The 12,598-nt window shown below is 67.6% G+C and carries 15 protein-coding genes; all 15 read right to left on the bottom strand.

The genetic code is table 11. The features are described from left to right. Nucleotide 1: 1 nt before the first annotated feature. Entirely contained in the window at nt 2–514 is a 513-nt protein-coding gene (locus ACZ5YA_RS15400; protein ID WP_464092725.1) for an RNA polymerase sigma factor, read from the bottom strand. Between the two features lie 30 nt (nt 515–544). Then, nucleotides 545–913: a COG4315 family predicted lipoprotein gene (locus tag ACZ5YA_RS15395; protein ID WP_059377825.1), complete on the bottom strand. Its 369-nt coding sequence runs from the start codon at nt 911–913 to the stop codon at nt 545–547. Nucleotides 914–1,013: 100 nt separating this feature from the next. After that, nucleotides 1,014–1,478: a GNAT family N-acetyltransferase gene (locus ACZ5YA_RS15390; RefSeq protein ID WP_054451612.1), complete on the bottom strand. Its 465-nt coding sequence runs from the start codon at nt 1,476–1,478 to the stop codon at nt 1,014–1,016. A 165-nt stretch (nt 1,479–1,643) separates the two neighbouring features. Next, nucleotides 1,644–2,687 (bottom strand): phosphotransferase, encoded by a 1,044-nt coding sequence (locus ACZ5YA_RS15385; RefSeq protein WP_464092724.1) that lies wholly within the window; start codon nt 2,685–2,687, stop codon nt 1,644–1,646. Then, nucleotides 2,684–3,892, bottom strand: coding sequence for an acyl-CoA dehydrogenase family protein (locus tag ACZ5YA_RS15380; protein WP_464092723.1), 1,209 nt, complete (start codon nt 3,890–3,892; stop codon nt 2,684–2,686). Before ACZ5YA_RS15380 ends, ACZ5YA_RS15385 begins: the two co-directional genes overlap by 4 nt. 29 nt (nt 3,893–3,921) lie before the next feature. Then, complete coding sequence (locus ACZ5YA_RS15375) at nt 3,922–4,683, bottom strand: SDR family NAD(P)-dependent oxidoreductase (protein ID WP_464092722.1); 762 nt, start codon at nt 4,681–4,683, stop codon at nt 3,922–3,924. Nucleotides 4,684–4,716: 33 nt separating this feature from the next. Beyond that, a complete protein-coding gene (locus ACZ5YA_RS15370; RefSeq protein WP_464092721.1) occupies nt 4,717–5,109 on the bottom strand; it encodes a RidA family protein in 393 nt (130 codons plus the stop codon). Between the two features lie 19 nt (nt 5,110–5,128). Further along, entirely contained in the window at nt 5,129–5,998 is an 870-nt protein-coding gene (locus ACZ5YA_RS15365) for an alpha/beta hydrolase (RefSeq protein WP_059377845.1), read from the bottom strand. A gap of 18 nt (nt 5,999–6,016) precedes the next feature. Beyond that, nucleotides 6,017–6,730 (bottom strand): ABC transporter ATP-binding protein, encoded by a 714-nt coding sequence (locus tag ACZ5YA_RS15360; protein WP_059377847.1) that lies wholly within the window; start codon nt 6,728–6,730, stop codon nt 6,017–6,019. After that, entirely contained in the window at nt 6,723–7,502 is a 780-nt protein-coding gene (locus ACZ5YA_RS15355; RefSeq protein ID WP_059377849.1) for an ABC transporter ATP-binding protein, read from the bottom strand. Before ACZ5YA_RS15355 ends, ACZ5YA_RS15360 begins: the two co-directional genes overlap by 8 nt. Next, complete coding sequence (locus ACZ5YA_RS15350; RefSeq protein ID WP_464092720.1) at nt 7,495–8,511, bottom strand: branched-chain amino acid ABC transporter permease; 1,017 nt, start codon at nt 8,509–8,511, stop codon at nt 7,495–7,497. Before ACZ5YA_RS15350 ends, ACZ5YA_RS15355 begins: the two co-directional genes overlap by 8 nt. An 11-nt stretch (nt 8,512–8,522) precedes the next feature. Further along, on the bottom strand, nt 8,523–9,401 hold the full coding sequence (locus ACZ5YA_RS15345) for a branched-chain amino acid ABC transporter permease (protein ID WP_251881025.1): 879 nt from the start codon (nt 9,399–9,401) through the stop codon (nt 8,523–8,525). Between the two features lie 26 nt (nt 9,402–9,427). Further along, a complete protein-coding gene (locus ACZ5YA_RS15340) occupies nt 9,428–10,333 on the bottom strand; it encodes a hypothetical protein (protein WP_464092719.1) in 906 nt (301 codons plus the stop codon). Nucleotides 10,334–10,348: 15 nt separating this feature from the next. Beyond that, nucleotides 10,349–11,278: a ferritin-like domain-containing protein gene (locus tag ACZ5YA_RS15335; RefSeq protein WP_059377863.1), complete on the bottom strand. Its 930-nt coding sequence runs from the start codon at nt 11,276–11,278 to the stop codon at nt 10,349–10,351. A gap of 66 nt (nt 11,279–11,344) precedes the next feature. Continuing rightward, complete coding sequence (locus tag ACZ5YA_RS15330) at nt 11,345–12,526, bottom strand: ABC transporter substrate-binding protein (protein ID WP_059377866.1); 1,182 nt, start codon at nt 12,524–12,526, stop codon at nt 11,345–11,347. Nucleotides 12,527–12,598: the final 72 nt, after the last annotated feature.

Raw genomic sequence — 12,598 nt, 5'->3', positions numbered from 1 at the left:
GTCATTTCACGCGATGGAGCCTGCTGATGGTGTCGCGCGCCTGCATCTGCGCGCCCAGCTTCTCGCGGGCGCGCGACAGGCGCGACATGACCGTGCCCATCGGCACGTCCAGTATCCGGGCGGTTTCCTGATAGGACAGGTCTTCCACGCATATCAGCAACAGCACTTCCCGCTGTTCGGCGGGCAGGGCTTGCAGGCAGCGGTCCAGGTCGCGCACCTCCAGGTGGTCGGTCTGCGTGGCGCGCACCGGGGCGTCGGGCAGTTCGCCCGGGGCGGTCTGTTCGGGCCGCCGGCTGCTGGCGCGCACGCCGTCGATGAAATGGTTATGCATGATGCCGAACATCCAGGCGCGCAGCTCGCCGCGCCGCTGCCATCGCGAATAGCGGCTCCATGCGCGCTCCAGCGTGTCCTGGACCAGGTCGTCGGCCCGATGGGGGTCGCCCGTCAGCCCGCGGGCGTAACGCCGCAGGCTAGGGATGCAGGCCAGGATCAGGGCTTCGTCTTCGGCGCGCATGGATTGCTGCGTTGGATGGCGGACACCGGATCAGGGCTTGGCGGCGTGCCAGATTTCCTTGAAGTTGTCGCCCGTCTTGTCGCCCGCCTTGGCGTCCTTGGAGAACGTGTACAGCGGCTTGCCCTTGCTGGCCCACTGCTTGGTGCCGTCGTCGCGGGTGATGATGGTCAGGTCGCCCATGGGCTTGGCGTCGGCGCTGGCCATGACGGGCGGCCAGATCTTGGCGCACTGGTCATTGCAGGCGCTCTTGCCGCCGGCATCCTTGTCGAAGGTGTAAAGCGTCATGCCGGCGCTGTTGACCAGCACGCCGTCCTGGGTCTTGACGGCCTGGGCCTGGGCGCCGGCCGAAAACAGGGCGGCGGCGGAGATGGCCAGGGCTGCGGCGATGTGTTTGCGCATGGTGTGCCTCGTACGTAGATAGGGAAATTGGGAGACTGCCCCCTACAGACGCTGCCGGTCCCGGCTTTATTCCAGCCGGGCTGAAAGAAGTTGCAAAGGGTCAGCCGGCCGGCCGGACCGCGCCGGGCTCGTGACGCATTTCATATTCCAGGTCGGTCTCCTCCACGGGGATGAAGCCCAGCGCTTCGTAGAGACGCCGGGCAGGGTTGCCCTTGAGCACGCTCAGGGTGACGGGGACGCCTTCGGCGTCGGCTTCGTCCAGCACGCCTTCCAGCAGGCGGCGGCCCAGCCCGCGGCCCTGGAAGGCGGGGTCGATCTGGATCTGCACGATGCGCCAGCCGGCCGGGTCGCGGCCGTGCTTGAACAGACCGGCGGGCCGGCCGTCCAGCCAGACGATGCGGGCGTCCTCGAAGCGGTAACGGATGCGGGCCAGGTGGTGGTCGTCATCCAGCGGCGCGCCCGCGCGCTGCAGGTGTTCCTGCATGGTGGTCTTGCGCAGGGTAAGCAGGAAGGGCAGGTCGTCTTCGGTGGCGGGTTGCAACGCCAGGGAGCAGGTCTGGGTCATGGAAGCGGAGGAGGTAGGGGCGTCCGGCTGCCGCGCCGACGCGATTATCAGGTTATAGAGCGGTTGCGCGGCGGACGCCAGCCCGCTGGCGCCCGCCGCGTTGACCAGGCCCCTCGACCCGGTCCTTCAAGCTGGTCCTTCAAGCCAGCCCTTTGAACCGGCCCTTCAGGCCGCGCCGCCGTTGCGCGCGCACTCCCACCCCAGCTCGGCCAGCGGTTCCACCTTGGCGCCCATGCTCTGGGCGTCGTCGGCCGCGGCGTTGCCGCCCGAGGCGCGCGCGGCAACGCCCTGCAGGATGGCGGCCATGCGGAAGAAACTGTAGCCCAGGTAGAAGCCCCAGTCGGACACGCCCGCCAGCCCGCGCGCCTGGCAATACGCGGCCACGGCCTCGCTTTCGGTGGGGATGCCGAGCGCGCCGAGATCGGATCCGGCCACGCCGCGCCATAGCTGCGGCGATACGCGCCAGCACATGCAGTAATAGGCCAGGTCCGCCAGCGGGTGTCCCAGGGTGGAAAGCTCCCAGTCCAGCAGGGCCAGCGCGCGGGGCTCGGTGGGATGGAAGATCAGGTTGTCCAGCCGGAAATCGCCATGGACCAGGCGGGTCTCGTCGCTGGCGGGAATGTTGCGGGGCAACCAGTCGATCAGCGATTCCATGGCGGGCAGGTCGGCCGCCGGCCGGCTTTCGCGGTATTGCCGCGTCCAGCGCGAGATCTGGCGGGCGTAATAGTTGCCGGGACGGCCATAGCTTTCGAGGCCCAGCGCCGCGTAGTCCAACTCGTGCAGGGCGGCGAGCACGCGGCTGGTTTCCGCGTAGATGGCGCCGCGTTCGGCCCGGTCCAGCCCCGGCAGGCTCGGGTCGACGAAGCTGCGGCCCTGCACGTAGTCCATCAGGTAAAACGGCGTGCCGAGCAGGCTGCCGTCGGCGCAATAGTCCAGCATGCGCGGCACGGGTACCTCGCTGCGCGCCAGCGCCCGCATGACCTGGAACTCGCGGTCGATGGCGTGCGCCGAGGGCAGCAGCTTGCCCGCGGGCTGCTTGCGCAGCACGTACTGGCCGCCGCCTGTGGTTACGACGTAGGTCGGATTCGACTGGCCGCCGGCCAGGCGGCGCAACGCCACTTCCTCCGCCCGCCCCGTATACCCCGCGCGCACCAGATAGGCGGCCAGCGCGTCCTGGCCGTCGAGGACGTCCGCTGCCGCGCCCGTCACGATTGCGCCCCGGCCGGGTCCTGCGCCTGCCAATGCCAGAAGTCGTCGCCTTCGTCCATCAGGAACCGCGCCAGCACCATCTTGTGCACTTCCGAGGCGCCGTCGACCAGCCGTGCCTGGCGCGCGTAGCGGTAGATCCAGGCCAGCGCCGTATCGCGCGAATAGCCGCGCGCGCCGGTCAGCTGGATGGCGGTGTCGACCGCCTTGTGCAGCGTTTCGGAGACGACGATCTTCGCCATCGAGACCTCCTTGCGCGCGTAGCTGCCCTGGTCCAAGGCGACCGCGGCGCGCATCGTCAGCAGGCGGCCGATCTCGATCGCCATGGCGCATTCGCCCAGCATCCATTGCACGCCTTCGCGTTCGGCCAGCGCGGTGCCGAAGCTCTGGCGGGTTGCGACGTAGTCGCGCGCGATCGCCAGGGAGCGGCGGGCCAGCCCCAGCCAGCGCATGCAATGCGTCAGCCGCGCGGGCCCCAGCCGGATCTGCGTGACCTTCAGGCCGTCGCCCACGCCGAGCAGGCGGTTCTCGTCGGGGATCTCCAGCCCGTCGAACACCAGTTCGCAATGGCCGCCGTGTTCCTCCGGACCCATGATGGGGATGCGCCGTTCGATGCGCCAACCGGGCTGGTCCGCGTCGAAGAGAAAGGCCGTCAGGCCCTTGCGTGGATCGTCCGAGGTCTTGGCCATCAGGATGAAGTGTTGCGCCACGCCCGCGCCGGTGATGAACCACTTCTTGCCATGCACCCGCCACTTGCCGTCCTGCAGGGTGGCGGTGGTGCGCATCATGGACGGGTCGGAGCCGCTGCCCGGATGCGGTTCGGTCATGGCGAACGAGGAGCGCACCTTGCCGTCCACGATGGGCTGCAGCCAGCGCGCCTTCTGCGCCTCGGTGGCGACTTTTTCGAGCACCATCATGTTGCCGTCGTCGGGCGCTGCGCTATTGAACACCACCGGCCCGAAGATCGACACGTTCATCTCTTCGTAGCAGGCCGCCATGCCGACGCGCGACAGACCCTGGCCGCCGCGTTCGCGCGGCATCTGCAGGGCCCACAGCCCGGCTTCGCGCGCGCGGCGGCGCAGCGGCTGCAAGACTTCCTCGCGGATGTTCTCGTGTTCGTCGTAGGAGGACGGGTCCGCCTCCACCGGCAGGATATGCGTCTCGACAAAGTCCTTGATGCGCCGGCGATAGCTTTCGATTTCTGGCATGAGGCTGAAGTCCATGTTGCGTCCCGGAGTCAAAGCGTGGAAATGAGATGTCCGCCGTCCGCCACCAGGACCGACCCGGTCATGAAGGAAGAGGCGTCGGAAGCCAGCAGCAGCAGGGGAGCCGACAGCTCCCGCGCCTGCCCGAGCCGGCGCTGCGGCACGCGCCGGATCAGCGCCTGCCCCGCGTCGCTGGCGAAGAATTCGCGGTTCAGGTCGGTTTCGATGTAGCCCGGCGCCAGCGCATTGACGCGGATGCCGTGGCGCGCCCATTCCAGCGCCAGGGCCTGCGTCAGCTGGATCAGGGCGGCCTTGGAGGCGGCGTAGGCGGGCACCTGCTGGGCCACCCGCAGCCCGAGGATGGAGGCGATGTTGATGATGCTGCCGCCGCCGTGCGCCTGCATGTGGCGCCCGGCTGCCTGCGCCACGCGCCAGGTGCCGTTGAGATTGACGTCGATCACGTCCATCCAATCGGCTTCGGTGTGTTCCAGCGCCGGCCGTGTGGCCGTGACGCCGGCGTTGTTGACCAGGATGTCGATGGCGCCGTCCAGGCGCTCGGATGCGGCATCGAACAGGCTGGCGACGCTGTCGGGCTGGGTCACGTCCAACGCGATGGCGCATGCCCGCCGGTCGGGGGCGGCCAGCTCCGCGGCCAGTTGCTCGCCGGCCTGCAGCCTGCGTCCGGCCAGGGCCACATGCGCGCCCGCCGCGGACAGGGTGCGCGCGAACTCCGCGCCCAGGCCGCCGAAGGCGCCGGTCACCAGGGCCCGCTTGTTGCGTAGGTCCTCGAACATGCTTGTTCTCCTTCGGGCGATGCCGCCGCGGGGTCAGGCAGGCTTGTACGCCGACGCTTCCACTTCGATCAGCCACTCGGGCCGGGCCAGGGCGCGCACCACGACCAGCGTCGCGGCGGGGCGGGCCTCGCCCAGATAGGCCAGCCTGACGGGGCCGAGCAGCGGCAGCTGGCTTTCGTCCGTGATGTAGGTCACGACCTTGACCAGATCGCCCGCATGCATTCCCCCGGCCTCCAGCATGGCCTGGATGTTGCGCCAGGCGGCATGGGCCTGGGCTTCGAAGCCCTGGGCGAGCGCGCCTTCGGACGATACTCCCACCTGGCCGGCAATGTGCAGCCAGCGTCCGGCGCCTTCGGTCAGCACGCCCTGGCTGTAGGGGCCCAGCGGGGCGCAGACGCCCGCGGGATTGAGTGGTTGGCCTGCCATAAGGACTCCTCGTGAAAGATCAGGCCCGGCCCGCGCCGGGCAGCAGCAGATCGAGCGTCTTGTTGAACAGCGGATAGCTTCCGCCCGCGAAATCGGTCAACAGATCGAAATGGTTGCGCTGCGGCACCACCAGGTTTTCGACCGCGTAGCCATGGCTGGCGCAATGCTGCGAGAAGTCCCGGCTTTGCCCGCGAAAGCCCTCGGTTTCCAGGGCGCCGGCCGCGAACACCATGGGCACTTCGTACAGCGCGGCGCGCTGGTACAGCCCCAGGCTGCGGGCTTCGGCCGCGCTCATGTGGAGATCGCGGTTGATGGAAGTGCGCAGCAGCGGCTCAAGATCGAACAGGCCGCTCAGGCCCACATAGCCGCGTATCCTGCCCGCCAGGGCGGGAACCAGGTCGCGGCACAGCGCGCGGGCGGCCATGTGCCCGCCCGCGGAGTGGCCGGACAGCACGATGCGGCTGGCGTCGTAGCCGTGGCGCTCGCCCTGCGCGGTCAGCCAGGAGACGGCGGTACAGGCTTCGTCGACGATCGCGGAGACGCTTGCGTGCGGCGCCAGCGTGTAGTTGGGCAGCGCCACCGCGACGCCGCGCGCCAGGTACTCGTCGGCGATGAATGAAAAGCCGTGCTTGTCCAGGGCGCGCCAATAGCCGCCATGGATGAACACCAGCAGCGGCGGCGCCGGCACGTCGGGAACGAACAGGTCCAGCACGCTCGAGGGCCGTTCGCCGAAGCGCAGGTCCAGGCGCGCCTCGCGCCGGCGGCGCGTGTCCGCGCTGCGGCGCGCATAGGTAAAGTAGATCTCCTCGCGTTCGGGATGCCGGGCGCGCAGGTTGTACTGCGCTTCCTGCTCCGGATCGATCGCCTGCTCCTGGGAAGAACATGTCATCGCTTCACCTGTCTCCTGTCAGGCGCCCAGATAGGCAGCCTGTACCCGTGTATCGTCGCGCAGCGCCTGGGCGCTGCCCGAATACGCCACCCGGCCTTCCTGCAGCACGTAGCCGTAGTCCGCGGCGCTCAAGGTCAGCCTGGCGTTCTGTTCGGCGATGAACAGCGTCAGCCCTTCCTGCTTGAGCCGCCGCAGCGACAGGAAGATGTCCTTCACGACCAGGGGCGCCAGGCCCATGGAAGGTTCGTCCAGCATCAGCAGGCGCGGGCTGCTCATCAGGGCCCGGCCGATCGCGACCATCTGCTGCTCGCCGCCGGACAGCGTTCCCGCAGCCTGGCGGGCGCGTTCGGACAGCCGCGGGAACAGGTCCAGGACGAAGTCCAGATTGCGGCGGAATTCCGACTGACGGCGTTGCTTCAGCAGCTTGTAGCCGCCCATTTCCAGGTTTTCGCTGACCGACAGCGGCGCGAACACGCGCCGGCCTTCCGGCACCAGGACGATGCCGCGGTCGACGATGCGGTCCGCCGATAGCGTCTCTATCGCTTCGCCTTCGAAGCGCACACTGCCGCGCAGGGGGCGCAGCAGGCCGCTCAGGCTGCGCATGACGGTGGTCTTGCCGGCGCCGTTGGCGCCGAGCAGGCAGCCTATCTGCCCGGCGGGAATCTCCAGGCTGGTTTCCCGCAAGACGTCGCCGGCGCCATACGAGGCGCACAGGTTGGTGATTTCAAGCATCGGGCATGTCCTCCCCGAGATAGGCCTTCAGGACCAGGGGATCGACGCGCACCGCGTCGGCCTGGCCTTCGGCGATCTTGCGGCCGTAGTTCAGGACCAGGATGTCGTCGCACAGCTGCATGACGAAGCTCATGTTGTGCTCGACCAGCAGCACGGTCACTCCGCTGGCGTTCACTTCGCGTATGACCTGGGCCACCTGCGCCACTTCGGCATGCGGCACGCCCGCGACCGGTTCGTCCAGCAGCAGCAAGGTGGGATCGGCGGCCAGGGCGCGGGCGATTTCCAGGATCTTGGCCTGGCCGAAGCTCAGGTCCGCCGCCAGCACATCGGCGTGGCGGGCCAGATGCAGCTGTTCCAGCCGCTGCATCGCGATGTCGCGCATCTGCCGTTCGTCGCGGCGCTGGCGCGGCGTGCGCAGCATGCAGGCCCACAGGCCGGAGCCGAAGCGCGCATGGCAGCCCACCATGACGTTCTCCAGCACCGTCAAGTCCTTGAAGATCTGCAGGTTCTGGAAAGTGCGGGCGATGCCCAGCCTGACGCGCTGGTGCGGCGGCAGGCCCCGCACCGAGCGGCCGCGAAAGCGTACGTCGCCGCTCCCCGGCAGCAGCAGGCCCGCGACGATGTTGAACAAGGTGCTCTTGCCCGCGCCATTGGGGCCGATGAGGCCCTTGATCTGCCCTTGTTTCAGGTCGAAGGACAGGTCGGCAAGCGCGGCCAGTCCGCCGAAATTGATGCCCAGGTCCCGCACCGACAGGAAATCGTGATCAGCCATGGCGCACCTTTCCCTTCGTTGCCGCTACCGGGGCTGCGGGCAGGCTTGCGGAGCGCCGGCACAGCCGCTGCGCCAGTCCCGCCAGCCCGCCCGGGAAGAACATCAGGACCAGAATCATGCCCAGCCCGAACAGCAGCAGCTCCACGTCGTGGAAGGCGCGCAGCAGTTCCGGCACCGCGGTGTAGACCAGCGCGCCGAACAGCGGTCCCCAGTACTTGCCCCAGCCTCCGACCGCGACCATGACCAGCAGCAGCACCGACGCGGAGAAACTGAAGGTTTCCGGCGACGCGAACTGGTTGAAGTGGACATAAAACGTGCCCGCCAGGGCCGCGACCGCGGCGCAGAGCACGAATACCGCCACCTTGAGCGCATAGGTGTTGATGCCCAGGCTGGCCGCGCCGACCTCGCTGCCGGCTACGCTGATCATGGCGCGGCCGATGCGCGAGCGGGTCAGGTTGAGGAAGCCCCACATCAGCAAGAGGCCCGCGGCCCAGGCCAGGTAGAAGAAGCGCCGGTCGGTATCGAAGGCATAGCCCGCGATGGTGATGGGCTCAACCCCCGACAGGCCGTTGGGGCCGCCCGTGAAGTCCACCAATTCGACGAACAGCACGGACAGGATGGCGTTGAATCCCAGCGTTGCCATTGCCAGGTAGTGCCCCCGCAGCCGCAGCACGGGCAGGGCGATCAACAGCGCCGCCGTGCTTGCGATCGCCAGCGCGGCCGGGATGGAGGCGAGCGCGGGAAGGCCGTACTTGGCCGACAAGGCGCCGCTGACATAGGCGCCCAGGCCGAAGAAGCCGGCCTGGCACATGGAGATTTGTCCGCAGTAGCCCATCAACAGGTTGAGGCTGGCGATCAGCATCAGGTTGATGCTGAACGTCACCGCCAGACCCACGGCATAGCTGTTCGGCGCCACTAGCGGAAACGGGAGGAACAGGCCCCACAGCGCCAGCAGGATGCGCAGATCGTGGCGCGCGCCGTCCCCGGGCGGATGGATTTCGGATTTCATCGTCACCCCCTTCAGACCTTGTTGATTTCGGCTTTGCCCAGCAAGCCCTGGGGACGGTAGAACAGCACCAGAAGCAGCACGATGAAAGACAGCGCGTCCTTGTACTGCGAGGAAATCAGGCCGCCGCCCAGCGCTTCGATCACGCCCAGCAGCACGCCGCCCAGCAAGGCGCCTTGCAGGCTGCCCAGGCCGCCCAGCATCGCCGCGCTGAAGCCCTTGAAGCCGAGCATGGTGCCGTGGTCATAGGACGTGAAGGTCAGCGGCGCGATGATCACGCCCGCGATGCCGCCGGCCAACGCCGCCAGCACGAAGGCCACCGTCACCGAGCGCCGCACGTTGATGCCGACCAGGGCGGCTGCATCGCGGTCGATGGCCGTGGCGCGCAGGGTCTTCCCCAGCAGCGTGCGCTCGAAGAAGAAGTGCGTGCCCAGCATGAAGAGCAGCGCCACCCCCATCACCCAGAAACTCTGCGGCGGAATCTGCGCGCCGGCCAACGGCACCGGAGCGTCGCCGGAAAATGCGGGATAGCCCATGGGGGTCTTGCCCAGCCCCAGCATCACCAGGCTTTTGGTACAGATGGCCAGGCCGATGCTGAGCAGCGTCACCAGCAGGGGCGCGGGTTTTTTCAGCGGATGGATCACCAGGCGTTCGGACAGGCCGCCCGCCAAGGCCACCAGGGCCACCGCCGCGAGGCAGGACAGCCATAACGGCAGTTCGGCGACCGCGTAACAGGCCGCCGCCACCATGCCACCCATCATGACCCATTCGCCCTGGGCGAAGTTGATGGCGTCGGTGCTCTTGAAGATGACGTTGAATCCCACCGCCACGATGGCGTAGATGCTGCCGGTGGTGATTCCGGCGACCAGCAGTTGGATGATTTGCGCGGACATGTCCATGGCAAGGCCCCGGCGCCGGCTCAGTTGGGACGGCGCGTGGAAAGCGCGATGCCCGGCAGTTCGACGCCGAACTCGGCCAGGCGCCGCGTCACCGTCTCCAGATACGACCACAGGACCTCGTACTCCCGGTCGGCGGACGCGGCGCCCAGGCCGGCCTCGGCCGTCAGCGCGCTGGCTTGGCTTTCGGGGCCGTTGGGTTCCGCCAGCCAGGGGCAGTGATAGCCACGCAGTTCGATATCGTTCAGATAGCCCGACACGGCCTGGGCCACGGCGGCGCGGTCGGCGTCTGACCAGGCTGCCGCGCGTTCGGCCACATAGAGCCAGCCGAAGGTGGCATGGCGCTCCTTCGCCTGGACGCACTGTTCCAGGATGCGGCGCGCAACCGGTTCCCGGGCGTTCTCCAGGTAGGCCCGAAACAGTTCCAGTTCCAAGCCGTCTTCCACCGCGGCGTGCGTGGCGAAGAAGGCGTCGGCGTTGCAGGCGGCATCCAGCACCTGGCGATGCCGGCACTGGTTGAAGATGGCTTCCTGCTGCGGACTGGGCGGGCGGTTCAGGTAGCCGCCCAGTAGCGTGGCGTAGCGGTGGAAGCACTCGATCTGCCAGGCTTCCTCGGTATTGCGCACGGTGAGGAAGTACTTGGGGTCGGACTCGCGGCCGCTCTCCAGGCACAGGCGCACCAGGAGTGCCGGCGTTTCGCTCAGGCCCGCGTATTCCACCCAGGCGCGGCGGCTCCAGGTCAGGCGGGCCGCGTCGCGAACCCGCGCATCGAGCGCGCCGAGGTCCAGGCTGGCCCAGGGAATATCGGTCTCCGGCGCCCAGCGCTGCTGCTTGCCGGTTTCGTACAGTTCGCGGATCGAGGTAATGGACTGCTTGAGCGTCAGCGGGAAGCGGCGCTCAACGGGAATTCTGGTCGTAGCTGCGTTCATGACGGGTCCTCGGATTCAGAATTCGCCGATCTTCGGGTGGTGCAGCAGGGGCAGGTGCACGCCCCAGGGCTCCATCTGGCGGCGCACGCGCTGCACCGTTTCAACGAACAGGGGTTTTTCCAGTTCTTCGACCGTGGAGCCGAGGCCGGCTTCCCAGGTGAGCCGGTCCACTTCCATCTCGGCGCGGGAGGCCGGGTTGTCGGGCGCCAGCCAGGCGCTGTGATAGCCGTTGAGCTCGACCTTTTCCATCATGTTGATCACCGCGTTTTCCACCACCTTGATTTCGGCGGCGGACATCTGCGGAATGCGGTGGTCGAGAAAGCGCCAGCCGAACGCGCAGTGCCGCACCTCGTCGCGCATGATGCGGGCGCAGATCTGCTTGGCGACGGGGTCGCGGGTGATCTCGACCAGGTGGCGGAAGACGTCGAACGCGATTTCCTCGGCGGCGCAGACCAGCGCGGCAAGGATCGCCTCGACCGACACTTCGGGGTCCAGCGCCATCTTGCGCACGCCATGAGTGGCGACGGACCCTTGGTATGCGGCTTGGGCGGGCTGCTCCATGTAGCCGCCCAGCGCTTCGGCCATGCGGTAGCAGGCTTCGGCGTGGCGGCTTTCCTCTTGCGAGCGGATGGTGAAGAACAGCCGCAGGTCGGGTTCGCACTTGTCGTGGCAGAAGCGGATCTGCAGCGCCGGGCTTTCCGAGATGGCGCCGTATTCGCTCCAGGCGCGGCGGCTCCAGTACTGGCGGGCCGCGTAGCGCTGCTCGGGCGTGTACTGCGTAGCGTCGAACAGATGCCAGTCGATGTCGGTGCGCGGGTCCCACTGCTTGACCGTTGCCAGGTGGTAGAGGTCGCGGATCTTGGGGATCCGGGTGTCCAGATCCAGCGGAAAGATGCTCTCTGGATCGTCGAGGATCGTACGCGGCTCGGCGCTTGCTACGTTCATGACTGCACTCCCTGGTTTGCAGCGCCCGCGGCGCGCGTGAGTGGAGGTTGCGGAGATGGAACTGCTTTACTTGTAGTCGGCCAGCCGGAACTGCCCGTCCCGGTAGCCGAGCATGACGATGTCGTCCTTATCCAGGCCCGAGTGGCGCTGGGGCGAGAAATTGAAGACCCCGCCCACGCCCTGGTAGCCGGTGATGGCGGTCAGCTGTTCGCGGGTCTTTTCCTTGTCGCCGCCGCTCTTGTCCAGGGCGGCGCGCGCCAGCATGATGGCGTCGTAGGTCTGGGCCACGAACTGGTTGGGCTTGCGCTTGTAGCGGGCCTCGAAGCGCTTGCTGAGATCCATGATGCGCGTCTTGATCGGATCGGCGTCGGGCAGGTCCTGGCCCACCGGGAACTTGACGCTGACCAGCAGCAGGTCCTTGACCGAGTCGCCGGCCAGCTTCATGTAGCGCTGGTCGACGAAGCCGTAGCTGTGCACCAGCGTGAGCTTGTCCAGGCCCAGCTGCTGCGCCTGCTTGATGAACACCACGCCAGCCGGGGTGACGGTCCAGCAGATGATGGCCTGCACCGATGCATTCTTGATGCGCGTGAGCTGCGGGGTCAGGTCGGTGTCGGCGGGGTTGAAGGATTCATACGTGATGTCGATGCCGCGCTTGGCGGCAAGCCGCTTCATCTGTTCGACGGCGCTCTGGCCGAAGCCGCTGTTGTCGGCCAGCAGGGCGGCGCGCTTGATGCCCTTTTTGTCGAAGTAGTCCAGCACCCGGTCGATGACCTGGTCGTCGTCCACGGTGCTCTTGAACACATACTTGCGTTCCGCCACCGGCATCACGATCTGCATCGAGCCTTCGGTGGAGATGAAGGGCGTGGCGGCCTTGTCCACCATCGGCACCATGGCCATGGCGATGCCGCTCATGTTGCCGCCGCCGACGATGATGTCCACCTTGTCCTGGGACAGCAGCCGCTTGGTGGCGTTGATGGCCTTGGCGGTCTGGCTTTCGGCGTCGTAGAACACCCATTCGACCTTCTTGCCGCCGATGCCGCCGGCGGCGTTGATATCGTCGATGGCCATTTCCATGCCGGCCTTCATGTCTTCGCCCAAAAAGGCGGCGGGACCGGTCACGGACAGGATGGATCCTATTCGCACCGTATCCTGCGCGCTGGCGGCGTGCATGCCCAGCATCAGCGCGGCGGCCGGCAGCGCAATGGCCGCGCGGCGCGAGAACTCCAGAAACGTCTTAATGCAAGTCATGGTGCTACTCCTGTGCCTGATGCGGGATTAGAGGGGTGCAGCAACTTCCACGAACAGCGAAAACGTCGGCGG

This window comes from Achromobacter sp. JCM 18799 (assembly GCF_055395645.1).
The sequence above is the reverse complement of the archived record's forward strand: the minus strand, read 5'-3'. Positions and strand labels throughout refer to the sequence as shown.

Coding starts and splice junctions, on each gene's coding strand:
- ACZ5YA_RS15360 (WP_059377847.1), bottom strand. CDS start 6,730: ATGCTTGAAATCACCAACCTGTGCGCCTCGTATGGCGCCGGCGACGTC.
- ACZ5YA_RS15380 (WP_464092723.1), bottom strand. CDS start 3,892: ATGCCAGAAATCGAAAGCTATCGCCGGCGCATCAAGGACTTTGTCGAG.
- ACZ5YA_RS15355 (WP_059377849.1), bottom strand. CDS start 7,502: ATGGCTGATCACGATTTCCTGTCGGTGCGGGACCTGGGCATCAATTTC.
- ACZ5YA_RS15335 (WP_059377863.1), bottom strand. CDS start 11,278: ATGAACGTAGCAAGCGCCGAGCCGCGTACGATCCTCGACGATCCAGAG.
- ACZ5YA_RS15400 (WP_464092725.1), bottom strand. CDS start 514: ATGCGCGCCGAAGACGAAGCCCTGATCCTGGCCTGCATCCCTAGCCTG.
- ACZ5YA_RS15340 (WP_464092719.1), bottom strand. CDS start 10,333: ATGAACGCAGCTACGACCAGAATTCCCGTTGAGCGCCGCTTCCCGCTG.
- ACZ5YA_RS15390 (WP_054451612.1), bottom strand. CDS start 1,478: ATGACCCAGACCTGCTCCCTGGCGTTGCAACCCGCCACCGAAGACGAC.
- ACZ5YA_RS15365 (WP_059377845.1), bottom strand. CDS start 5,998: ATGACATGTTCTTCCCAGGAGCAGGCGATCGATCCGGAGCAGGAAGCG.
- ACZ5YA_RS15345 (WP_251881025.1), bottom strand. CDS start 9,401: ATGTCCGCGCAAATCATCCAACTGCTGGTCGCCGGAATCACCACCGGC.
- ACZ5YA_RS15395 (WP_059377825.1), bottom strand. CDS start 913: ATGCGCAAACACATCGCCGCAGCCCTGGCCATCTCCGCCGCCGCCCTG.
- ACZ5YA_RS15350 (WP_464092720.1), bottom strand. CDS start 8,511: ATGAAATCCGAAATCCATCCGCCCGGGGACGGCGCGCGCCACGATCTG.
- ACZ5YA_RS15370 (WP_464092721.1), bottom strand. CDS start 5,109: ATGGCAGGCCAACCACTCAATCCCGCGGGCGTCTGCGCCCCGCTGGGC.
- ACZ5YA_RS15330 (WP_059377866.1), bottom strand. CDS start 12,526: ATGACTTGCATTAAGACGTTTCTGGAGTTCTCGCGCCGCGCGGCCATT.
- ACZ5YA_RS15375 (WP_464092722.1), bottom strand. CDS start 4,683: ATGTTCGAGGACCTACGCAACAAGCGGGCCCTGGTGACCGGCGCCTTC.